Source organism: Gallibacterium genomosp. 2 (genome assembly GCF_000771895.1).
GTDB lineage: Bacteria > Pseudomonadota > Gammaproteobacteria > Enterobacterales > Pasteurellaceae > Gallibacterium.
Map to the genome: position 1 here is coordinate 1 of NZ_JPXY01000050.1, position 22,936 is coordinate 22,936.

The 22,936-nt window shown below is 39.4% G+C and carries 17 protein-coding genes and 3 pseudogenes; 14 read left to right on the forward strand and 6 right to left on the reverse strand.

Translation table 11 applies throughout. The features are described 5' to 3' along the window. Window positions 1-61 precede the first annotated feature (61 nt). Window positions 62-271, forward strand: a pseudogene (locus tag P375_RS10280) (shikimate dehydrogenase); the annotation flags it as partial. A 61-nt stretch (window positions 272-332) separates the two neighbouring features. Here P375_RS10280 and lsrK read toward each other — a convergent pair. Further along, window positions 333-1,886: an autoinducer-2 kinase gene (gene lsrK, locus P375_RS10285; protein ID WP_432430745.1), complete on the reverse strand. Its 1,554-nt coding sequence runs from the start codon at window positions 1,884-1,886 to the stop codon at window positions 333-335. An 80-nt stretch (window positions 1,887-1,966) separates the two neighbouring features. After that, entirely contained in the window at window positions 1,967-2,911 is a 945-nt protein-coding gene (gene lsrR / locus P375_RS10290) for a transcriptional regulator LsrR (protein WP_245176456.1), read from the reverse strand. 250 nt (window positions 2,912-3,161) lie between these two features. On the opposite strand from lsrR, the gene lsrA reads away from it, so the two are divergent. From lsrA to P375_RS12255, 8 genes are all read left to right on the forward strand, one after another. Beyond that, entirely contained in the window at window positions 3,162-4,670 is a 1,509-nt protein-coding gene (lsrA, locus tag P375_RS10295; RefSeq protein WP_039136758.1) for an autoinducer 2 ABC transporter ATP-binding protein LsrA, read from the forward strand. A 22-nt stretch (window positions 4,671-4,692) separates the two neighbouring features. Further along, the gene (gene lsrC, locus P375_RS10300) at window positions 4,693-5,673 is read left to right on the forward strand and encodes an autoinducer 2 ABC transporter permease LsrC (RefSeq protein ID WP_039136760.1); all 981 of its coding nucleotides are present in this window, start codon (window positions 4,693-4,695) and stop codon (window positions 5,671-5,673) included. A gap of 14 nt (window positions 5,674-5,687) precedes the next feature. After that, on the forward strand, window positions 5,688-6,689 hold the full coding sequence (gene lsrD / locus P375_RS10305; RefSeq protein ID WP_039136762.1) for an autoinducer 2 ABC transporter permease LsrD: 1,002 nt from the start codon (window positions 5,688-5,690) through the stop codon (window positions 6,687-6,689). Window positions 6,690-6,774: 85 nt separating this feature from the next. Continuing rightward, window positions 6,775-7,788 (forward strand): autoinducer 2 ABC transporter substrate-binding protein LsrB, encoded by a 1,014-nt coding sequence (gene lsrB, locus P375_RS10310; protein WP_039136764.1) that lies wholly within the window; start codon window positions 6,775-6,777, stop codon window positions 7,786-7,788. Window positions 7,789-7,807: 19 nt separating this feature from the next. Further along, window positions 7,808-8,686 (forward strand): 3-hydroxy-5-phosphonooxypentane-2,4-dione thiolase, encoded by an 879-nt coding sequence (gene lsrF, locus P375_RS10315; protein WP_039136767.1) that lies wholly within the window; start codon window positions 7,808-7,810, stop codon window positions 8,684-8,686. 24 nt (window positions 8,687-8,710) lie between these two features. Beyond that, window positions 8,711-9,010, forward strand: a complete 300-nt coding sequence (gene lsrG / locus P375_RS10320) for a (4S)-4-hydroxy-5-phosphonooxypentane-2,3-dione isomerase (protein WP_039090075.1) — start codon at window positions 8,711-8,713, stop codon at window positions 9,008-9,010. 418 nt (window positions 9,011-9,428) lie between these two features. Further along, window positions 9,429-10,946: a sodium-dependent transporter gene (locus P375_RS10325; protein ID WP_017806747.1), complete on the forward strand. Its 1,518-nt coding sequence runs from the start codon at window positions 9,429-9,431 to the stop codon at window positions 10,944-10,946. 4 nt (window positions 10,947-10,950) lie between these two features. Further along, on the forward strand, window positions 10,951-11,049 hold the full coding sequence (locus tag P375_RS12255; protein WP_017806746.1) for a methionine/alanine import family NSS transporter small subunit: 99 nt from the start codon (window positions 10,951-10,953) through the stop codon (window positions 11,047-11,049). 225 nt (window positions 11,050-11,274) lie between these two features. Here P375_RS12255 and P375_RS10335 read toward each other — a convergent pair whose 3' ends face one another. The 4 genes and pseudogenes from P375_RS10335 to P375_RS12445 all read right to left on the reverse strand — a co-directional run bounded on the left by P375_RS10335 (window position 11,275) and on the right by P375_RS12445 (window position 18,648). After that, entirely contained in the window at window positions 11,275-12,933 is a 1,659-nt protein-coding gene (locus P375_RS10335; RefSeq protein WP_039136771.1) for an amino acid ABC transporter ATP-binding/permease protein, read from the reverse strand. After that, window positions 12,926-14,674: an ABC transporter ATP-binding protein/permease gene (locus P375_RS10340; protein ID WP_039136773.1), complete on the reverse strand. Its 1,749-nt coding sequence runs from the start codon at window positions 14,672-14,674 to the stop codon at window positions 12,926-12,928. Before P375_RS10340 ends, P375_RS10335 begins: the two co-directional genes overlap by 8 nt. Window positions 14,675-14,701: 27 nt before the next feature. Beyond that, window positions 14,702-17,028: pseudogene (locus P375_RS10345) on the reverse strand (TonB-dependent hemoglobin/transferrin/lactoferrin family receptor). Window positions 17,029-17,320: 292 nt separating this feature from the next. Next, window positions 17,321-18,648 (reverse strand): annotated as a pseudogene (locus P375_RS12445) (IS3 family transposase). Between the two features lie 42 nt (window positions 18,649-18,690). Here P375_RS12445 and P375_RS10360 point away from each other — a divergent pair. The 5 genes from P375_RS10360 (at window position 18,691) to serA (ending at window position 22,701) form a co-directional block, all read left to right on the forward strand. Continuing rightward, the gene (locus P375_RS10360; protein ID WP_268988173.1) at window positions 18,691-18,885 is read left to right on the forward strand and encodes an RpiB/LacA/LacB family sugar-phosphate isomerase; all 195 of its coding nucleotides are present in this window, start codon (window positions 18,691-18,693) and stop codon (window positions 18,883-18,885) included. Between the two features lie 139 nt (window positions 18,886-19,024). Continuing rightward, the gene (locus P375_RS10365) at window positions 19,025-19,618 is read left to right on the forward strand and encodes an XTP/dITP diphosphatase (protein WP_039136775.1); all 594 of its coding nucleotides are present in this window, start codon (window positions 19,025-19,027) and stop codon (window positions 19,616-19,618) included. Beyond that, window positions 19,615-20,754 (forward strand): radical SAM family heme chaperone HemW, encoded by a 1,140-nt coding sequence (hemW, locus tag P375_RS10370; RefSeq protein ID WP_039136777.1) that lies wholly within the window; start codon window positions 19,615-19,617, stop codon window positions 20,752-20,754. Before P375_RS10365 ends, hemW begins: the two co-directional genes overlap by 4 nt. A gap of 16 nt (window positions 20,755-20,770) precedes the next feature. Beyond that, the gene (gene rpiA / locus P375_RS10375; protein WP_013746091.1) at window positions 20,771-21,430 is read left to right on the forward strand and encodes a ribose-5-phosphate isomerase RpiA; all 660 of its coding nucleotides are present in this window, start codon (window positions 20,771-20,773) and stop codon (window positions 21,428-21,430) included. 32 nt (window positions 21,431-21,462) lie between these two features. Then, window positions 21,463-22,701, forward strand: coding sequence for a phosphoglycerate dehydrogenase (gene serA / locus P375_RS10380; RefSeq protein ID WP_039136779.1), 1,239 nt, complete (start codon window positions 21,463-21,465; stop codon window positions 22,699-22,701). Window positions 22,702-22,936: the final 235 nt, after the last annotated feature.

Below are 22,936 nucleotides of genomic sequence, written 5' to 3' on the forward strand. Positions count from 1 at the left end.
AAAATCTGCACCTTTGTCTGTTGGATAATAAGTCCAACTTTTGGGGTGCAGATCAGTGGCGATTGCCCCCAACATTTTGCAACAAGCTGGCGCGGTGTACGATATGCAATACAGCAAAGGCACAGACACGCCATTTATTGCCCTCGCCAAACAACAAGGCGCACAACATTACAGCGATGGCTTCGGAATGCTCGTCGGCCAAGCCGCCCACGCCTTTTATTTGTGGCGCGGTGTAATGCCTGATGTAGCACCTTTGTTTGATGAACTTTAATCTGATTTCATTCCAATAAAAAACCTAGCTTGATGGCTAGGTTTTTTATTGGGCTGAATGATTATTTTACACCTGGTGCTTTCCACAATGATGTGGTTAATCCTTCATCTACAAGTTGTAATTGTTTCTGATAAACTTCAGCCCATTGTTGTTTGCGCTGCTGATAAAGCTCATAATTTTTAGGGTTTGGTATATGTTTTCGTTCAAATCTGACAAGTTTTTTTCCTGCTTCGGCCAAAGAAGAATAAACCCCAACGCCAACACCTGCTGCAATCGCACAACCTAATGCAGTTGCCTCTTTTACTACAGGAATATTTACAATCAGTCCTGTAACATCAGCAAGGATTTGACTCCATAATTTTCCTTTAGCTCCGCCACCAGCAAAAACAATTTCTTTTAGTTTAACTTTAGAAAATTTTTCTACCTGATCTAAATTATAAGAAGATACTACCGCTGCGTTTTCTTCTAATGCTCTAAATAAAACAGGTTTATTGCATTTTTCTGGATCAATCGAAAGATTAATAAATGATGGTGCTGCGTGATACCAAGATTTAAAATGCATCGCATCAGAAAAAATAGGTATAACATCATTTGCTCCAGCAGGTACCTTTTCTGCCATTTGTTCGAGTAAGCTATAAGCATCAACGCCAAGTTTTTCAGCTAAATGTTTTTCTTCTTCACAAAAAACATCTCTAAACCAACGCATCGTTAATCCAGTGAAAAAACTAATAGATTCAGCTTGAACTAAGGGAGAAATGACATAAGGATTTATACGAATATTCATTTCAGGATCTGTCTGTGGGGCTGGCAGATTTACCACTTGTTGCCAAAAAGTCCCCCCAATAATCGCCGCCTGTGAAGGCTCTGTAATACCTAACCCTAAACACCCCAGCTGAACATCTCCGCCACCTACAATGACTGGTGTTCCCTCTTTCAATCCTGTTATTTCCGCTGCTTGCTTTGTAACCTGCCCTAAGACTTCACCTGTTTCCTTAACTGGAGGCAAAATAGTAGAGTTTAATCCCGCCATATCTAACAGCATTGGAGACCATTGGCGAGTATGCAAATCCAACATCCCCGTAGTTCCCGCATTAGAAGGTTCTACCGCAAGCTGCCCACTTAGCATAAATCCGAGCCAATCGCTAATCATGGTTATCGCTTTGGTTTTTCGATAAATATCACTACGGTGATGGGCGAGCCATAATAATCTTGGTACAGCACTTAATGCCAAAGTTTGGCCTGAAATATGATAAAGTGTTTCTTCAAATGTATGATTATAAAGCTCTTTTAATTCATTCACCTCTTGGGTTGCTCTAGCATCAACATTACCACAAGCCCAAATTGGTTGCTGTTTTTCATCGTATAAGACAATACCTTCACGCATTGAACAGGTCGAAATTGCTAAAATCTGATCGGGACTTATTTTCGTTTTATCTAATACTGTCGAAATACTTTTACAAGCTAAATCCCAATTATGTTCTAAATCAAACTCCATTGATCCTGGGATATTTGGATCGCTTAAATGACTCCATTCGTATTGTGCTGCACCAATTTGATTTCCTTCTAAATCAAAAATAACCGCTCTAATACTCCCTGTTCCTGCATCTAATGCCATTAAATAGGCTGATTTCTTTTCCATGTTCCCTCCTGAATAATCTTGAAAAAACGCTAAAAAATCAACCGCACTTATAACATCTAGACAAGGTGTGCAAGGATCATACGAGCCGTTTTTTCTTCTGTTACCAATGAATTGATATGCTTCCCATATAATGCACTTAGGATAGCTTCGACCTTATTTTCTCCACCTGCAATACCAATTACATTAGGAATTTTTTGCAAGTTATCTAAAGAAACACTGATTAACTCTTCATGCAATGGCATATCAGGCTGTAATGTGCCATCTTTTTGCATAAAATAACCAAGAATATCTCCTACAGCACCTTTTGATCTAATTGTTTGCTGCTTTTCTTCTGTTATATAACCTGAACGCAATAATGTTGCTTGTCCTCGCTGCCGCGTTGCTCCAATACCAACGATTGCGACATCAGCACTACAAGCTGCAAGCATAATATCCCTAACACAAGCTTCTTTTTTAAATAATTTAGCCGCTTCTATTGATGAAGCCCTTAACGGAGCTGGGATAATACTCACGGAACAAGAGCCATCCAATTGGCCAATACCTTTCATATAGGGACCAACCCCACCAGATAAGGTAATCAGTTTAATTTGATTCTGAGTAATAAAATCATTGCTATATTTGATAGTCTGCATAATGGTTTCCCCAAACCCAATGGATAAAAGTTGATTAGGCTTGAGTAAGGACATTAATAATTGCGCAGCTCCAATTCCTAAGCGTTCATTCAGATCATGTTGTTCTAGCTCTGGTAAAATTCGAATATATTTCAAATCAAAACGTTGTTGTAAAGCCTGTTCTAATTCTAAGCATCCAGTAAACCGAGAGTTAATCTGAACTTTAATAATCCCATGCTGACGCCCTCTTTCTAACAGTCGAGAAACTTTTAGCCTAGGTAATCCTAGTCTTTCTCCAATTTCACCTTGTGTTAAATTATCTTGGTAATAAAACCAAGCAATACGAGCTAAAAGCTCTTCTTCTGTCATTGAATGAGATAATGCGTTCATTTCTTGTCTTTTTTCATTCATTTTCTACTCACAAATATTATTCATATGAATCATAAAAATATCAATTGTTCATTTTCAATTTTTTCAAATACTGTGACAAAGATCACTTTTTAGATAAAAACTTCCATTTATAGGGTAAATAATCTGAATATGAGATCTTGATCACAGATTTATTTTATGTTTGGAACTAACATTATGATAAATTGAATTTCAGATTTCACATTTGTTCAATCATTAAAGGTAACATCTTATGCATAATGAATCTTCAATGAAAAAATGTTTATTAGATGTACATAATATCAGCAAATCCTTTTCAGGCGTAGAAGTTCTTAAAGATATAGATTTTTCTGTATATGCTGGTGAAATTCACTCACTATTAGGTGGGAATGGCGCTGGAAAATCAACATTAATGAAAATTATCGCTGGTATCCAATCTGCTGATAGTGGCACAATAAAAATTGGTGGTGAAATTCAGACTAGACTTTCCCCACAGAAAGCACATCGTCTTGGAATCTATCTTGTTCCACAAGAACCTCTGCTCTTTCCAAATTTAACCGTAAAAGAAAATATCCTTTTTAGTTTACCCCGTCATAAAGAAAATGAAGAAAAACTAAATGAATTGCTGAAAGAGCTAAACTCTCATTTGTCTCTTGATATGCAAGCAGGATCTTTAGAAGTTGCAGATCAACAACTTGTGGAAATAATGCGCGGACTAATGCGTAACGCAAGTTTGCTTATTCTTGATGAGCCCACAGCTTCTTTAACACCTGCTGAAACTGAAAATCTATTTAATAAAATTAATTCATTATTAGATAAAGGTGTAGGTATCATTTTTATTTCCCATAAATTAAATGAAGTATGTCAGATCTCTCATCGCATTAGTATTATGCGAGATGGATATATCGCTTTAACAGGAAAAACCAATGACCTAACTCAAGAAAAAATTATCAACGCAATTAAGCCTAGCTTGAAAAATGCTCAGCTTAATGAAACACAAAAATTTTGGTTAGAATTACCTGGTCATCTACGTACTAAAGATACTAACTCTCCTATCCTTGAAGTAAATCATTTAACTGGTGAAGGTTTTAAAAATATCACCTTTGATCTTTATCCTGGTGAAATACTTGGATTAGCTGGTGTTGTAGGAGCTGGTAGAACAGAACTTGCAGAAACCTTATATGGTTTAAGAAAAGCAAAGTGCGGTGAAATTTTATTTAAAAATGAAAATATTACTTCTCTCTCATTAAAACAGCGTTTACAAAAAGGTATTGTTTATCTTCCCGAAGACCGGCAATCTTCAGGATTATATTTAGATGCGGCACTTACTTGGAATGTCTGTGCGCTCACTTATTACAATCAAGGATTCTGGCTAGATGAAAATAGAGAAAATGCTACTTTAGAACGTTATAAAAGAGCGATGGGTATAAAATATGCAATGCCACAACAACCTATTCGCACCCTATCTGGTGGAAATCAGCAAAAAGTCTTAATTGCTAAATGTTTAGAAGCCAATCCACGTTTACTGATCGTTGATGAACCTACTCGCGGTGTTGATGTTGGCGCAAGAGCTGATATCTATCAACTTATCAAATCAGTCGCTAAACAAAATGTTGCCGTGCTTTTCATTTCTTCTGACTTAGAAGAAATCGAGAAAATGTCTGATCGTGTTCTTGTTATGCATGATGGAGAAATTAACTGTAGTTTGCAAGGTGATCAAATAAATAGCGATAAGATTATGCAATTTGCATTTGGCGGATAAATTTCAAAGGAGACACCAAACTATGTGGAAATTCATTCAAAACAATAGAGAAATAACCATTCTAATTGCTATTTTATTTCTTTTTCTATTACTTGGATTTGAAGGTAATGGATTTCATTTGCAAACAATAACAATGATTTTTAATTCATCTCTTATTGTTATCCTATTAGCACTAGGTACAACGTTCGTTATTTTAACGCGTAACATTGATGTTTCCATCGGTTCAATAATGGGGCTATGTGCTGTAATTATGGGTAGTCTTTTTAACGCTGAATTTAATCTGGTTACTGCATTTTTTATGACTTTATTATGTGGAATCGCAGCGGGAATATTTAATGGAATACTTGTTACTTTATTAAAGATACCTGCTATTGTTGCCACACTAGGTACATTAGGTTTGTACAAAGGAATAATGCTATTAATCACTGGTGGTAAATGGATCGAAGGATTACCACAAGATTTAAAATTACTTGCATCCCCTAACTTGTTATCTATCTCTCCCATTGGATGGATGACACTAATACTTATTTTAATTTCTTACTTCATTCTTACTCGTACTCAAAATGGACGCAATTTCTATGCCGTAGGCGATAATCTACAAGGTGCATTACAACTTGGTGTGAAAACAAATCAGATTCGAATCCTTGCATTTACAATTAATGGATTAATGGCGGCCATCGCTGGAATAGTATTCACTTCACAAATTGGTTTTGTTCCGAACTCAACTGGCAGTGGTTTAGAAATGAAAGCTATTGCTGCTTGTGTATTAGGTGGAATTAGTTTGCTTGGTGGAACAGGAAATATTCTCGGTGCCGTATTAGGCGCTTACTTCCTGATACAAATTGATACGATCTTGGTTTTACTTAAAGTTCCTGCTTATTGGAATAATTTTATTGCAGGACTCGTTTTACTATGTGTATTAATTTTTGATGGAAGAATAAGAGTAATGATTAGTGAAAACTTAAAACTACAACGTTACTCCAGATTCCTTAACACTAAATAAATTAAGGAGAAATTATGTTACAGATAAAGAAATATAGCTGGGAAATAACATTATTCTTTCTTGTTATTTTAGAAATAATTGGATTTGGTTTATTTAACCCTAGAATGCTAGATATCAATATTTTGTTATATAGCACAAGTGACTTTATTTATATTGGAATGTTGGCATTACCACTGACACTGATTATTGTTAGTGGCGGTATGGATATTTCTTTTGGTTCTACTGTCGGTCTTTGTGCTATATCTTTAGGTGTCTTATTTCAATTAGGTTATCCTCTAAGTATTGCTATTTTTCTTACTTTTATCATTGGAATTTTATGTGGGTTACTTAATGCAAGTCTTATTTTGTACACCAAAGTTAATCCTCTCGTCATTACACTAGGAACAATGTATCTTTACGGTGGTGGAGCTTTATTGCTATCTGGGTTTGCTGGCGCTACTGGTTATGAAGGTATCGGTGGTTTTCCAGATAGTTTATTAAACTTCGCTAATCAAAGTATTTTCAACATTCCAACTTCAATTATTTACTTCATTATTATAGCCATAATATTCTGGTTATTAATGCATAAAACAGTCATTGGCAGAAGTATATTTTTAATTGGCCAAAATGAACGTACTTCTATTTATAATGCCGTACCTATCAAACAAACCTTATTTATTATTTACGGTTTATTAGGTGCCGTTGCAGCATTTGTTGGAATATTACTAGTATCCTATTTTGGCTCAGCTCGTTCTGACTTAGGTAGTTCATTATTAATGCCTGTGCTTACAGCTGTTGTATTAGGCGGTGCAAATATCTATGGTGGAGCGGGTTCTGTTCTTGGCACAGCCATTGCTGCGCTATTAATTGGCTATCTACAACAGGGTTTACAAATGGTTGGTGTCTCTAATGAAATTTCTAGTGCTTTATCAGGAGCATTATTAATTATCGTACTAATTGGAAAATCATTCAGCATATATCGAAGTTTTATTATGAATTGGCTTAAGAAGAATGTTTTTTATTTAAAACAAAAATAAATAAAGGAGGACTTTTATAATTAATCTTTAACTTTTATTTATGCAGTATCTCATTAATGTTCAACTATAAAATAGGAGACTCACTATGAAAATGCAATTAAAAACAACCGCACTGGCTATTATGTTAGGTTTAACAGCTACTTTTGTACAAGCTGCCGATAGAATCGCATTCATTCCTAAACTCGTTGGCGTTGGCTTTTTTACAAGTGGTGGCCAAGGTGCGACTGAAATGGGTAAAAAACTAGGTGTAAATGTTACCTACGATGGCCCAACAGAACCAAGCGTATCAAACCAAGTACAATTAATTAATAACTTTGTGAATCAAGGCTATAACGCAATTGTCGTTTCTGCGGTTTCCCCTGAAGGTCTTTGTTCTACATTACAACGTGCAATGAAAAGAGGTGTAAAAATTCTTACGTGGGACTCTGATGTAAAACCTGAATGTCGAAGCTACTATATCAACCAAGGCACACCTGAACAACTTGGTTCAATGCTAGTTGAAATGGCCGCTAATCAAGTCACTAAACCTAAAGCTAAAGTTGCCTTTTTCTATTCTAGTCCAACAGTAACAGATCAAAACCAATGGGTGAACGCTGCTAAAGCAAAAATCAGTAAAGAACATCCAGAATGGGAAATTGTAACGACTCAGTTTGGTTATAATGATGCAATTAAATCTTTGCAAACAGCAGAAGGTATTATCAAGGCCTATCCAGACTTAGATATTATTATTGCGCCTGATGCAAATGCCTTACCTGCTGCCGCCCAAGCTGCGGAAAACTTAAAAAATGACAAAATTACGATTGTTGGTTTTAGTACACCAAATGTCATGCGACCTTATGTAAAACGCGGCACAGTAAAACAATTTGGTCTATGGGATGTAGTAAAACAGGGTGAAATTTCTATTGCTGTAACAAATGAACTTTTAAAAGGCCGAACACTAAACGTAGGAGATAAAGTTAACGTTCCTGATATTGGTGAAGTTGAGGTATCACCAAATAGTGTTCAAGGTTATCAATATGAAGCGAAAGGAAATGGAATTGTACTCCTTCCTGAACGTGTTGTTTTTACCAAAGATAATATTGACAACTATAATTTTTAAAATCAGGTAGGTGAATAAAATGGCAGATTTAGATGATATCAAAGATGGAAAAGACTTCGGATTAGATAAGCCCCAAACACATAAAGCATTTTATTTAAAAGGATGTGCAGCGTTAGACTGGGGAATGCAATCTAGACTGGCTAACATATTTAATCCTAAAACAGGTAAAACAATTATGTTAGCTTTTGATCACGGTTATTTTCAAGGCCCAACGACAGGATTAGAACGCATAGATCTCAATATTGCACCATTATTTGAATATACTGATGTTTTAATGTGTACAAGAGGGATCTTACGTAGCGTTGTTCCTCCAGATACTAATAAGCCTATTGCATTACGTGCATCAGGAGCAAATTCAATTCTAACTGAATTATCGAATGAAGCCGTTGCAGTTGATATTGAAGATGCATTAAGACTAAACGTATCGGCTATGGCGGCGCAAGTTTATATTGGCTCAGAATACGAACATCAATCAATTAAAAATATTATCAAATTGGTTGATCAAGGTTATCGCTATGGAATGCCAATTATGGCTGTAACTGGTGTTGGTAAAGATATGGCTAGAGATCAACGCTATTTTTCACTTTCTACGCGTATTGCTGCAGAAATGGGCGCAAATATAATCAAAACCTATTATGTTGATAAAGGCTTTGAGCGTGTTACAGCTGGATGCCCTGTTCCCATTGTTATTGCTGGCGGGAAAAAGCTCCCAGAACGCGATGCATTAGAAATGTGCTATCAAGCTATAGATCAAGGCGCTTTAGGGGTAGATATGGGAAGAAATATTTTCCAATCAGATTCACCTATTGCGATGTTAAAAGCCGTGAATGCCGTTGTTCATGGCGGTGAAAATTCGGAAAAAGCTTATCAACTCTATCTTCACGAAAAAAATAGTTAACCACAAATTCATTAAGGAGCAATTATGCTTACAATGTTAGTTGAAATTAATGTGAAAGAAGGAAAAGAAGAAGAATTCTTAACCCTTTTTAAACATCATCAGGCTTGCACAAGTGCTGAAAAAGGGAATATTCGTTTCGATGTTTTACGCGACCCTGAAATCAAAACACGTTTTTATGCTTATGAAGTTTACGCGAGTGAAGAAGCTCTAAATGAGCATAGAAAAACGCCACACTATCAGCATTGTGTGAAAGAACTAGAAAATCTTATGACTTGCCCTAGAAGTAAAAAACTATTTGACTGGGTTAGCCCTGAAATTTCATAAATATATTTAATAGTAAAAAAATACATTATGCTTTAATCTGCACCCTAAACTTGGACGTAAAAACCAGCAATTAAGGTGCAGATTTTTTATGAACAAATCATCATTAATTTACATTTTTATCGGCTCACTTTTGAAGTAAAAATCAAAAGTGCGGCCATTTTTTACAAAATTTTTTGCATTTTTTTAAGCTAGTTTTTTATGTGGGGAGAAGATAGGCTTTTTAGCACGATTACTTATGAGGAACTCATTTTTAGAATATTAATCTAAAAATAAAAATCTTTGCAAAATTTAAAACTATAAAAACTGCCAAAATATAGAAAAAAAGGACTGCTTATAGTATTTTTAACTATTGACTAAAACTCATATTCCGCTATATTTGCTTAATATTCACATTTCTTTAACGTTTATAGGTGGTAATATGACACAGTCAGCGAAACGCGAAACCTTTTCGGGTAGCCGTGCCTTTATTTTTGCCGCCATCGGTTCAGCTGTGGGATTAGGAAACATTTGGCGTTTTCCTTATACCACTTATGAGAACGGTGGTGGTGCTTTCATTATTCCTTATCTTGTCGCCCTTTTAACGGCGGGGATTCCTTTATTATTTTTAGACTATGCTATCGGACATCGTCATCGTGGCGGTGCGCCGCTGTCTTATCGCCGTTTTAACCGCCATTTCGAAACCTTCGGCTGGTGGCAAGTGATGGTGAATGTAATCATCGGGATTTACTATGCGGTGGTGCTTGGCTGGGCAGCGAGCTACACCTATTTTTCTTTCAATGCCGCTTGGGGCGATAAGCCTATCGACTTTTTCTTACACGATTTCTTAAAAATGGGCGATATTGCTCAAGGGGTCAGCTTTGAATTTGTGGGAATGGTAGTTGGGCCGTTAATCGCCGTGTGGCTAGTAGCACTTGGCGTGCTTGCCCTTGGCGTACAAAAAGGGATTGCCAAAGCCTCCACGATTTTAATGCCGGTGCTATTGGTGATGTTTGTGGTGTTAGTGGTGTCGTCCTTATTCTTACCAGGGGCAGCAAAAGGCTTAGATGCGTTATTTACGCCGAACTGGTCGAAATTATCTGACCCGAGTGTGTGGATCGCCGCATATGGGCAGATTTTCTTCTCCCTCTCCATTTGTTTCGGCATTATGATCACCTATGCGTCTTACCTGAAAAAAGACTCCGATTTAACGGGCAATGGCTTAGTCGTTGGCTTTGCGAACAGTAGTTTTGAATTGCTCGCAGGCATTGGCGTATTCGCTGCACTTGGCTTTATGGCAACTGCCTCAGGGCAAGAAGTGAGTGAAGTTGCCAAAGGCGGAATTGGTTTGGCGTTCTTCGCATTCCCAACCATCATCAATAAAGCCCCATTCGGCGAAGTGCTAGGGGTATTATTCTTCGCTTCCCTCACCTTTGCGGCATTAACTTCTTTTATTTCGGTGATCGAAGTGATTATTTCTGCGGTACAAGACAAATTACGCATTCGTCGCACAAAAGTTACAGTTATCGTAGGTCTGCCTATGATGTTGGTTTCTGTGATTTTATTCGGTACAACCACAGGCTTGCCGATGCTTGATGTATTGGATAAATTCGTGAACTATTTCGGTATTGTAGCAGTGGCATTTGTGTCTTTAGTCGCGATTGTAACGAACGAAAAACTCAGCACCTTGGAAAGCCATTTAAACGCAACCTCGTCTTTCAAAGTAGGCTTTTTATGGCGTTTATGTATCGTGCTAACCACAGGGATTCTCGCCTTTATGTTGTTAAGCGAAGGGGCAAAAGTGTTCACCGAAGGCTACGAGGGCTATCCATCTTGGTTCGTGAATATTTTTGGTTGGGGTATGGCTGTTGGGCTGGTTGTGGTTTCTTTCTTACTCTCACGCCTCAAATGGAAACACGAAGAATTATTTAGCCTAAATGATCAAACAAAAGAGGATTAATCAAATGAGTACCAGTGCAATTATTATGATGACCGTCGCGTTGGTTATTATTTGGGGCGGATTAATTTACGCAATCAAAGCTCTGCCAAAAGAAAAAAACTAGTCGGAAAAAAGACCGCATTTTTAATTAAATAGAAACAGCCACGAATGTGTGGCTGTTTTTTTATAAAAATTATTCAGTTTGATTTGATTGTTGAGCCAATTTTCTTGTTTTGAATAATATGGTCGTTTCAGTTTAAAACAAAATAAGACGTTGATCCGCTGACAATAAAAATAATACGGCGAGGCAAGCTAACGCCGTATTATTTTGCAATCCAATGACGATATTTTACGACAATCGTCCATTCTCAATTTTAAGCACCTTATCACAAATCGCCATTGTGGACGCTCGGTGGCTGACGAGGATAATCAATTTTTCCGCTTTGACCTTTAATAAGGCTTGTAAAATCATTGCTTCATTTAGGCTGTCTAAATTGCTAGTGGGTTCATCAAGCAGAATGATCGGAGCATTGTGCAAAAACGCCCGTGCGATGCCGATACGTTGTTTTTCGCCGTCGGATAAACTGCTTCCCAGCTCTGAAACCTTGGTGTCATAACCCTGTGGCAGGCTCATAATGAAATCGTGAATAGCCGCTTTTTTCGCCGCTTCGATCACGTCTTCACGGCTGGCATTTCGCTTTGCCATTTGGATATTTTCACCAATACTTTGATTGAAAATATAGGTTTGCTGTGTAATGTAAGCGATATTTTGCCGCAAGGTTTGAGTATTAAGTGCGGTCAGATTTTTGCCATTAATTTCAATTTTCCCTTGCTGTGGATCGTAAAAACGCATTATCAATTTAAGTAACGTGCTTTTTCCACTGCCACTACGTCCGTGAATGCCTAAGATTTCCCCTTTGTTTAGACTGAATTGAATAGCGGATAAAATCATTTCATCGCCATAGCTAAAATGCAGGTCTTCGCCACATAAGCGTTCAATTTGAACGAGATTTTTCCCCTTATGCACCTCTTGCAACTCGGGTTCTTCGGCGAGCAAACCTAGCACACGTTCACCGCTGGCTAAGGTTTGTAGTAGATTATTGGAAAGATTACTGAGTGCAATCACAGGTCCATAACTCGACATCAACAAAATCACTGCGATCAATAAGCCATAAAAATCAATGTGTTGCGTGGCATACAGTGCAAGCCCCACAAATAGCATTGCGATATTAAAGAGCGAAACGGCGATTTCGCTGTAACGCCGCACCTGACTTTCTTGCTGTTTCAATCGCCAAAAAGCCTGATCGATATTTTGGCTACGTTGGTGAATGGCAGCAAGGCGGGCTTCCGCCTGATTAAAGAGCTGGATTTCTTTCATTCCTCGCAGACTATCGAGAAAATAATCATTCATCTCCCCTACTAACTGGCGATATTGCCGTCCCTCTTCGCGTGCCATTTTGGTGGTGAAAACAGGCAGCAGAAAGCCAATAGTGAAATAAGCCAGCAGAGCCACGCTCATTAACCATAGGGAAATATGTGCAAACACGCCTAACAAAATGGCAGAGGTGATGATCGCAATCATTATCGGGGCAATGGTGTGAGCATAAAAAACCTCTAATAATTCAATATCATTGGTTACTAACGAAAGCAGTTGCCCCGCTTGCTTGCCTTGCAATTTCACAAATGCCAATTTTCGTAAGGCGGTGAACACCTTGTCCCGCAACAAGGCGAGCAGTTTGAAGGCGATATAATGCCCCGACATTTGTTCTAAGTAACGCAAAATGCCACGAGCCAGTGCCAAAATAAAAAGTGCGGTCAAAATTTGGCTTAAATTGAGATGCGTGCTAAAACCGATTAAATTCGCCAGCCCCATTGCCCCCAACACCATAATGAAAATGGCAGCCAAAAAGCCCAACACGCCCGTGATAATGGTAAAACTCATCAAATGGGCTAAAGGCATTACCAATTTCAGCAACTGCCACATTATCACAACGCCATTTTTACCCATTGATCGCCCCCTTGCTCACTGCTTCTAATTGTTTTTGCTGATTAAACATTCGGCTATATGCCCCTTGTTTCGCCATTAATTGGCTATGCGTGCCTTGTTCGATAAGATTGCCTTGTTGCAGAACGTAAATTTGATCGGCATTAATGGCGTTGGCTAAACGATGAGAAATCATAATGATCGTTTTTTCTTCTTTTAAACGCTGAATGAGTTGCAAAATGATTTCCTCACTTTCCACATCAATATTGCTGGTGGCCTCATCAAAAATATAACAATCCGCCTGATGTAATAAGGCTCTAGCAAGGGCTAAACGCTGAATTTGCCCACCAGAGAGGTTGCTCCCTCGACTTAATAACGGCATTTCAAGCCCGCCATTTTGCCGCACAAACTCCGCCAAATTCACTTGTTGCAGGCATTGATACATTTCTTCATCAGTGGCATTTTCCTTCGCCATTTGCAAATTTTCGCGTAGCGTGCCTTTGAAAATATAGCTACTGTGGCTAACAAGGCTAATGCGTTGATAGCGTGAGGCTCGGCTCAGCTCGGCGATATTTTTCTGATTAAAGCAAATTTCGCCCTGTTGCGGGGCATAAAAACCCATTAATAATGCCACCAGCGTAGATTTTCCACAGCCACTTTCGCCGACAAAAACGCTGAGCTGATTGGCTGGAATGGTTAAACTAAGTTGTTGAAAAATAGGCTTTTCTGGCTGGTAAGCAAAATCAAGCTGTTTGATTTCCACTTCAAGCGGATTTTTATCGCAAAAATCCACCGCACTTTGCGGTTGCTCAACGGGGGTATCAAGCAGAGCGAAGATTTTATCTGACGCGGCTTTGCCATTCATCGCAACGTGGAAAAACGATCCCAACAAACGCAGGGGGATAAAAAATTCGGCAGAAAGCAGAATAAATAACACCACGCCAAACACCGTCAAATGCCCCGCTTGAAATTGCCACAACGCAGTGAAAATGCCGAGAGCCGCCCCGCCGTAAGCCAATAAATCCATAATCGACACAGAGTTAAGCTGCATTGTCAGCACTTTCATTGTGATATGGCGGAAATGTTCGGCTTCTTGTGCCATTTGCTTGGCTTTGTAGTCATCATCTTGATAAATTTTTAGCGTAATCAAGCCCTGCAAATTGTCTAAAAAACTGCTCCCCAGCCCCACATAAACCGCCCAATATTTATGCAATAAGCGTTTTGCGATTTTATTCACCACGATAATCGAAATGGGAATGAGTGGCACGCAAAGCAATAAAATCAAGGCGGTCAGCACATTAAAACAGAGCAACACCGTAAAGAGGGTGAGGGGGGCAAGTAAGCTGTAAAAAAGCTGTGGTAAATAGCGTCCGAAATAAATTTCCAGTTGCTCAACGCCCTCAGAGGCGATTTGAATGATGGAAGAGGTGGATTGCTGCTGAACTTGGTTGAGCGGCATTGATACCAATTTTTGATAAATCAGCGTTCTAAGCTGGTGTTTAACTTTGACACTCGCCTGATAAGACGCGGTTACCGCTCGCTTTCCTGCAACCACACGCAACAGCAACGCCAGCAAAAAAACGCTCAAAAAAAGCACCGCACTTTTCAGATCTAACCGCTGCTGCCACGCCCATTGCAAGCACAGAGCAAAAGCGGCGGCACTAATAATCCCACCTATTAACGCCAGCCAATTCCACCACACCGTGATTGCAATCCATTTTTTGCTGTCTGTTACGGTGTGAATCAGTCGTTTATCAATCATCATAATGTTGATTTCCTTATCGCATCGCGTTTAAAAACGTATTTCGATTGAGGCACTATAATTCCGCCCTGGTGCATAGAAACGTTCCAGCCCTAAGCCATTGCGATCAACACTGTTGGTTGTGCTGTTGGCATTAATGCCGCGTAATGCGTCCCAAGTATGGTAGCGGCGGTTAAATAAATTATAAACCCCAGCCCGCAAGGTGATATTTGGCTTAATTTTATAGTAGCCAAAGAGGTCAAAAATATAGGCGGATTTGTTCAAATATTTATAGGTTTCAATATCTTGGTATATAATTTCTTTTGCACACATTTCTTTATCGTACCAATAATCATATTCCCAATGAATACAACGGTTTTTGTTTTCAAAAACTTTCGCGTCTTTCGCTTTTTTGGCAGCGAGATAAGTCAGGCGGCTGAACTGAAAATGCCCCATTTTCCTTGCGGATCTTCATAATCTAACCCCAACACCACTTTCATTGGTTGAATGGATAATAAGCTGGCATTATTGGATAACTTACCTTTGCTATAACCCAATGCCGCCATAAATTTTATGCCCTCAGGCACGGGAAGCACTTGGTTTACATTGAGCAGTGCTTTAATTTCAATGCCGTGAATTTTGGCATTATCCACATTCACCATTTGTTGCATTGGGGTTTGGAATGTTCGCCCGTATTGAGTTTGTTCAATCAGGCTTTCTTGTTCAAACAAAAAATCACGATAGTGGCTTTGGTAAAGGGCAATATCCAATACACCAAGCGAACTTTCCCCTTTGAGAAAAAGATTATGGCTTAAGCTATGCTCTGCTTTTAAATCAGGGTTAGATTTCCACGTCCCATAGGCGTTGGTAAAGGTGAAATAGCGTTCGGTTGCCGTCGGTAAACGATAGCCCGAGCTGAGTAAATAGCCCAATATCCAGTTTTCTGTCGCTTGAATGTCAATACCTGCCAGCCCACTCCAATTAATAAAACGGCTTTTTGCGGGCATACCCTCAGCCAAACACGCCACACTGCAAGGGGCATTTAAGGATTGAGGCTGATATTTAGTGTAATCATAACCCAAAGCGAGATGGGTGGTGATTTTAGGTTGCCATTGGTGAATTTCGGGTAACCATACAATGTCATCTTTTAATGCAAGGCTGTATTGCGTAGTTTTAACGGGATATTGAATGGTGTATTGAATATCCCGACGAGAATTTGAAAAAATATAGGTATCAAGGTTGTCATTTTTAAATTGACGCTCACTCGCCGCCATTTTAATGCCGAATGTATGGCTTCCGCCGATGATCTTAAACGTGTTCAACGGCTCGCTTTCCGCATAAAATGAAAGCCGTTTAAAAGTGGTTTTCATTCGGCGATCGAACACTTCATCAAGCTCTTTTTCTCCTGTGAACCAATTTCGCCCGCCTTTATAATTCACTGCTGCAAGATCGGTTTTTTGATAATCAAAATCTAACTGGGTAAAGGCTAAATAGTCCGATTGTGGCGTATAGCGATAATAAACATTGGCATTGAGGCGTTTATTTTGATCGTCCGCTTCACGCCAAGCACTTGATAAAAGATTGTAGCTCCGTTCATCAGTATAGCGATGTCCCTGCTGACCATTGAGATTAAAGCCGATTTTATGCTGATCATTAAATTGAATGCCTAATTTGGCTAAATAGCTATGAAAGCGATGGGAAGATGGATCGGGCTGTTGGCTGCTCGATCCGCTGATGTTATCCCCACGTCCATTACTTTTCAGTTCGTGTCCCGTTCTTTGCGAATAAAGCAAAAGTGCCTCCACCTTTTCGCCCACATAACCTAGCCCAAAGGTTCGCACCCATTCGCGGTTTTTACTCGCATATCCCGTATGCAGTAACACACCAAAACGATTGCCATCAAAAACCAGATCGTAGGGTTCTAAGGTTTGGTAATTCACCGTTCCCCCTAACGCCCCACTGCCCGAATGCACGCTATCCGCCCCTTTTACAATATCAATCGTCCGCACTAGCTCCGTATCAATGCTTAATCGAGAAGGGTTAAAATTGCCATATCTGCCATACAGCGTGTTTTCTTCGCTGTCAGGCAAATTCACCCCATCAATACTCATTCCGACACGATTTCCTTCCACCCCACGCAAAGAAAATCCCTTCAAAAAACGCCCATTGTCCGCTACGCCCACGTCTGTGCTATAACGCACTAAATCTTTCGTATCCCTAATAAGTTCAGTTTGAATGACAGTTTGATTTTTTCTTTCGGTAGTGGGTGAATGACTTTCTGTTTGCTGTCCCTGCACTAAAATTTCATCAAGCTGCTCAGCCAAAACAGGACAAGCATAGGCGAAACAGAGTAATAAAAATGGGGTTTGATAACGCATTGATAATTCTCCTAATTAAAAAGAGTGATGAATGCAGAAAGTATAGAATAAAACAACGCAAATAGAAATTATTATCATTAAATATTTTTATTTTCGCTCAAATAACCCATTATTCCAACAATATTATGGCTTAGAAATAAAACGACAGTATTGACTTAGAAAAGTACAGAAAAAAATTAAAATAAGAAAAGTGCGGTCACAAAATAGAGATGTTTTTAAGAGAAAACTCAAATAAAAAAGCCACTAAAATCTGATCTGCCCCCAAAAAGTTAGACTATATTCTAATTTAATTTTAATTCAAGGACTGAGTTCTGTATTCCACAGGGCTTAGTCCTTTGAGCTTCACTTGAATACGCTCATTGTTGTAGTAATGAATGTACTCGTGAATCACTTTTTCAAGCTGTTCAAAGGTTTCAAACCGCTTGCCAAAGTAATATTCCGTCTTCAATCGCCCGAAAAAGCTTTCCATCGCACCATTATCAAGGCAATTGCCTTTTCTCGACATACTTTGCTTAATACCGTGTTTTTTCAATATCTCCCGATAACCCATCATTTGATACTGTCATCCTTGGTCGGAATGCAGTATCGGTTTTTCCCCCGCTAATCGGTTCACCGCCTGGGTCAACATTCTGGTTATCTGCTCAAAACTCGGACTTCTCGCCACATCATAAGCAATAATTTCGTTATTAAACAAGTCTTTAATCGGCGATAAATACACTTTGCCTTCCGCACATTTGAACTCGGTGATATCCGTTACCCACTTCTCATTCGGCACCGTTGCCGTAAAATCCCGTTGCAACAGATTATCGGCAATGTGTCCCACTTTGCCTTGGTAAGAACGATATTTTTTCTGCTTACTTTTTCCTTTTAACCCCAAACGTTGCATTATCGCTTGCACCCTTTTGTGGTTGATAATCAAGTATTTCCTTAATTCCAAGGTAATTCGACGATAACCATAATTTTCGTCATTTTTGCGATAAATTTCCCCTATTTTCTGTGAAATCACTACATTTTTATCCGACTTTGGCTTGAGATGATAAAAGAACGAACTGTGTGCCAATCCGATTAGCCTGAGTAACAATTCCAACGGGAAACGCGAGTGTAAGGCATTTACGATGACGGCTTTTTCTGCATTTTTTGTTGGTTGAGTTCCTGCAACTTTTTTAGAATTGCATTCTCCGCTTCTAATTCCAAAATTCGGTAACGCAAGCGTTCTTCTTCTGTTTTGGGCGTTGGTGGCATTTTAGGTGAGTTGAGTTTCATACTTGGACGACCTTTAGGTTTGAGTAATAACCCATCTATACCTTGTTTTTCAAAGCGTTGCAACCATTGACTAATTATCCCTGAACTGGGGATATCAAAGCGAAAGCAGGCGGCTTCAGCGGAGCACTGGCCTTTTTTGATAGCTTGAATAACCTTTAATTTAAACTCAACAGAATAATATCGTTTTTTACCTAACACAGCTAATCCATTGATTCCATTATGATTAAATTTCGCAATCCAACGTGCTAACGTTCTTTGGGGAAGCTGAAAATACTGGCGAGTAAGCGAACGGTTTTTTCCATTTTGATGATAAAAGTCGAGCACTTGTTGTTTGAAACGTTGAGTATATTTAGTCATAAAAAATCTGCACCTTTGTCTGTTGGATAATAAGTCCAACTTTTGGGGTGCAGATCATATAGTGCATTAATGTCTAGAGAACATAATGATAGTAATATTATTGCTTTTGGAGCTAAAGTAGTAGCACCAGAAAAAGCTTTAGCATTAGCAACATTATGGATAAATACACAATATGAGGGTGGACGTCATCAACAACGTTTGGATATGATAACTCGATTTGAACATCATCAATATTGATATGCTATATCAATAAAGAAAATATTGCTGAAATATTGTCAAATCCTTATACTTTTTAATTAGTCTAAAACGCACGCTAATGTTGGATATTCAGCGTGCGTTTCTTTTCCTAAGCAGAGCAAAATAGGATAAAAATTTAATGAAAAAACAAAAAATCATTTTAGCGACAGGTAACCAAGGAAAAGTCAATGAAATGGCGAATGTCTTAGCAGAATTTGGGTTTGAAGTGGTGGCACAAACAGCGTTAGGAATTGAAAGCCCGGAGGAAACCGGTTTAACCTTTGTTGAAAATGCGTTGATTAAGGCGCGGCACGCGGCAAAAATCAGTGGGTTGCCGGCAATTGCGGATGATTCCGGCTTGGCAGTGGATTATTTAAATGGGCAGCCGGGGTTGTATTCAGCACGTTTTGCCGGCGAACACGCAAGCGATGCGGATAATCGTGCGAAATTATTGCATTTGCTTGAGGGCGTTCCGGCAGCACAACGCAAAGCCAAGTTTGTCAGCTGCATCGTGTTATTGCGTTCGGCTGATGATCCGGTGCCAATTATTGTGCAAGGAGAGTGTGAGGGTGCCATTACCGAACAGGAAATTGGCGAAAATGGTTTCGGTTATGATGCGTTATTCTTTTACGCCGATAAACAGGCAACGTTTGCACAGTTAAGCAAAGAAGAGAAACAGCAAATTTCACATCGGGCAAGAGCGTTAATTAAATTACAACAGCAATTAAAATGATGGTTTTACCTCCTCTCAGTTTATATATTCATATTCCTTGGTGTGTTCAGAAATGCCCTTATTGCGATTTTAATTCGCACGCACAAAAAGGCGACATTCCGCAACAGCAGTATATCCAACATCTGCTGGCGGATTTAGATCAACAGCTCGATTTTGTTCAACAACGGCAATTACATTCTATTTTTATCGGCGGCGGCACACCCAGCCTGTTTTCTGCGGAAAGTATCGCTTTTTTATTGGCACAAATTGCACAGCGTATCCCGTTTAGCCAAAATATTGAAATTACTTTAGAAGCTAACCCCGGCACAGCGGAAGTGGAGCGTTTTTTAGGTTATCGTCAGGCAGGGGTAACACGGCTTTCTATGGGCGTGCAGAGCTTTCACGACCAACAGTTGCAACTGTTGGGGCGCATTCATAACAGCAATGAAGCCAAAAAAGCGGTCGATTTTGCTAAAGCAGCCGGATTTGAACGTTTTAATTTAGATTTAATGCACGGCTTGCCGAACCAAAGTGTGGAGAGCGCATTGTCGGATTTGGCACAAGCAATCGCATTAGCACCGCCACATCTTTCTTGGTATCAATTAACCATCGAGCCGAACACGCTGTTTGCCAGTAAACCGCCGCGTCTGCCGGATGACGATGATCTTTGGCAAATTTTTGAGGCGGGGCATCAAAAACTGCTTGCCGCCGGTTATCAGCAGTATGAAACCTCAGCCTATGCCAAGCCCGGTTTCCAGTGCGAACACAATTTAAATTATTGGCGATTCGGGGATTATTTGGCGATTGGTTGCGGTGCGCACGGCAAAGTGAGCTTCAGCGATGGGCAAATTTTGCGTTATTCGCAAACCAAACACCCGAAAGGCTATTTGCAAGGGCAATATCGTTATCAACAACATTATGTAGAATGGCAAGATCGTCCATTTGAGTTTTTTATGAATCGTTTTCGCCTGTTGGAAGCGGTGCCGAAAGCTGATTTTGAGCGATTTACCGGATTAGGCTTGAATGTGATTGAAAAGCAGATAGACGAGGCATTAAAACAGGATTATATTGTAGAGCGGACAGAGAGTTGGCAAATTACTGAACACGGTAAACTATTTCTTAATGACTTGCTGACGCTTTTTTTATCAAATAGTTGAATGAAAGGATGATGAAATGGATCAATTAACAATGAAGAAAATGGCGGCAAATGCGGCGTTGCAATATGTGCAGGCGGATACGATTGTCGGCGTAGGCAGCGGCTCCACAGTAAATTGTTTTATTGAAGCATTAGGAACAATTAAACATAAAATTAAAGGTGCGGTGGCAGCCTCAAAAAACTCAGAAGCATTGTTGCGTGCGCAAGGTATTGAAGTGTTCAGTGCCAATGATGTTTCCGGTTTGGATATTTATGTTGACGGTGCGGATGAAATTACACCGCATAAAATGATGATTAAAGGCGGCGGTGCGGCATTAACCCGAGAAAAAATTGTGGCAGCGTTAGCAAAAACATTTATCTGTATTGTCGATCGTTCTAAACAGGTGGATGTGTTAGGTTCAACTTTCCCATTGCCGGTTGAAGTGATCCCAATGGCGCGTTCTCAAGTGGCACGTAAATTGGTGGCGTTGGGCGGCTCACCGGAATATCGTGAAGGCGTGGTTACTGATAACGGCAATATTATTTTGGATGTACACAATTTTAAAATTCTTAATCCGGTTGAAATGGAGAAAGAGTTAAACAATGTTGCTGGCGTGGTTACCAACGGTATTTTTGCGTTACGTCCGGCGGATATCGTGATTGTCGGTAGCCCTGACGGCGCACAAATTCTCAAATAAATTTCACACATATAATAAAGGAAAATGCAAATATGACAGCTAAAGTATCGTTAGATAAAGCAAAAATTAAGTTCTTGTTGTTGGAAGGCGTGCACGAAAGTGCGTTGGAAGTGTTGCATAATGCCGGCTATTCCAATATCGAATACCACAAAAAAGCGCTTGATGAAGAAGAGTTAATCGAAGCGATTAAAGATGCCCATTTTATCGGCATCCGCTCCCGCACCCACTTAACCGAAAAAGTGTTGCAGCACGCCCATAAATTAATTGCGATTGGCTGTTTCTGTATCGGCACCAACCAAGTGGATTTGGAAGCGGCGAAACAACGTGGTATTCCGGTGTTTAATGCGCCGTTCTCAAACACACGTTCCGTGGCTGAATTGGTGTTAGGGGAAATGTTGTTATTAATGCGCAATGTGCCGAAAGCCAATTTTGAGGTGCATCGTGGTGTTTGGAATAAATCAGCGGCAGGTTCAAACGAAGCCAGAGGAAAAATTCTCGGTATTATCGGTTATGGTCATATTGGTTCACAATTAAGTGTGATTGCCGAATCACTCGGAATGCGTGTCTATTTCTACGATATTGAAAACAAATTGCCATTGGGTAATGCGCAACAGGTTCGCACTTTGGAAGAGCTATTAACAATGAGCGATGTGGTTTCGTTACACGTGCCGGAAAACAGTTCTACCAAGAATTTGATGAGTGCAGAGCGAATTGCACAATTAAAACAGGGCGCTATTTTGATTAATGCCGCACGCGGAACAGTGCTTGATATTGATGCCTTAAGTGCAGCATTGGAAGCCGGAAAATTACGTGGTGCCGCGATTGATGTGTTCCCGAAAGAGCCGGCTTCGATTAATGAAGTGTTTGAATCACCGTTGCGCCGTTTTGAAAATGTGATTTTAACTCCGCATATCGGTGGCTCAACCTCTGAAGCGCAAGAGAATATAGGCACTGAAGTGGCAAGCAAATTTGTTAAATATTCTGACAACGGTTCAACTGTTACCGCCGTCAATTTCCCTGAAGTGTCCTTGCCGAGCCACAGTTTGGCGAAAGCAAAACGGTTATTGCATATTCATCATAATCGCCCGGGTATTTTGAATAAAATCAATCAAATCTTTGTGGATAATGGCGTTAATATTGCCGCACAATATTTGCAGACTGATGAAACAATCGGTTACGTGGTGATTGATGTGGAATCTGAAAACACAGAAAGCCTACAGCAAAAATTGAAACAGATTGATGGCACCATCAAGGCAAGAGTTTTGTATTAGGTTTTTACATTGTGTTGAATCAGCCCTTATTTTTAAGTAAGGGTTGTTTTAGCTTAAATTGTTCAGAGTGTGTTCATAACGAAAGAGTTACTATTATGGCTTTGTTAATTGATAGCATCAAAAAATAGTAGAATATAATTGATTTATGAAGCATTAGGTTTGTAAAATAAAAAATTTTTAACTATTGACAGTTAAAAAAGGAAAATTACAATGCCTGACAGCACAGCACAGCACA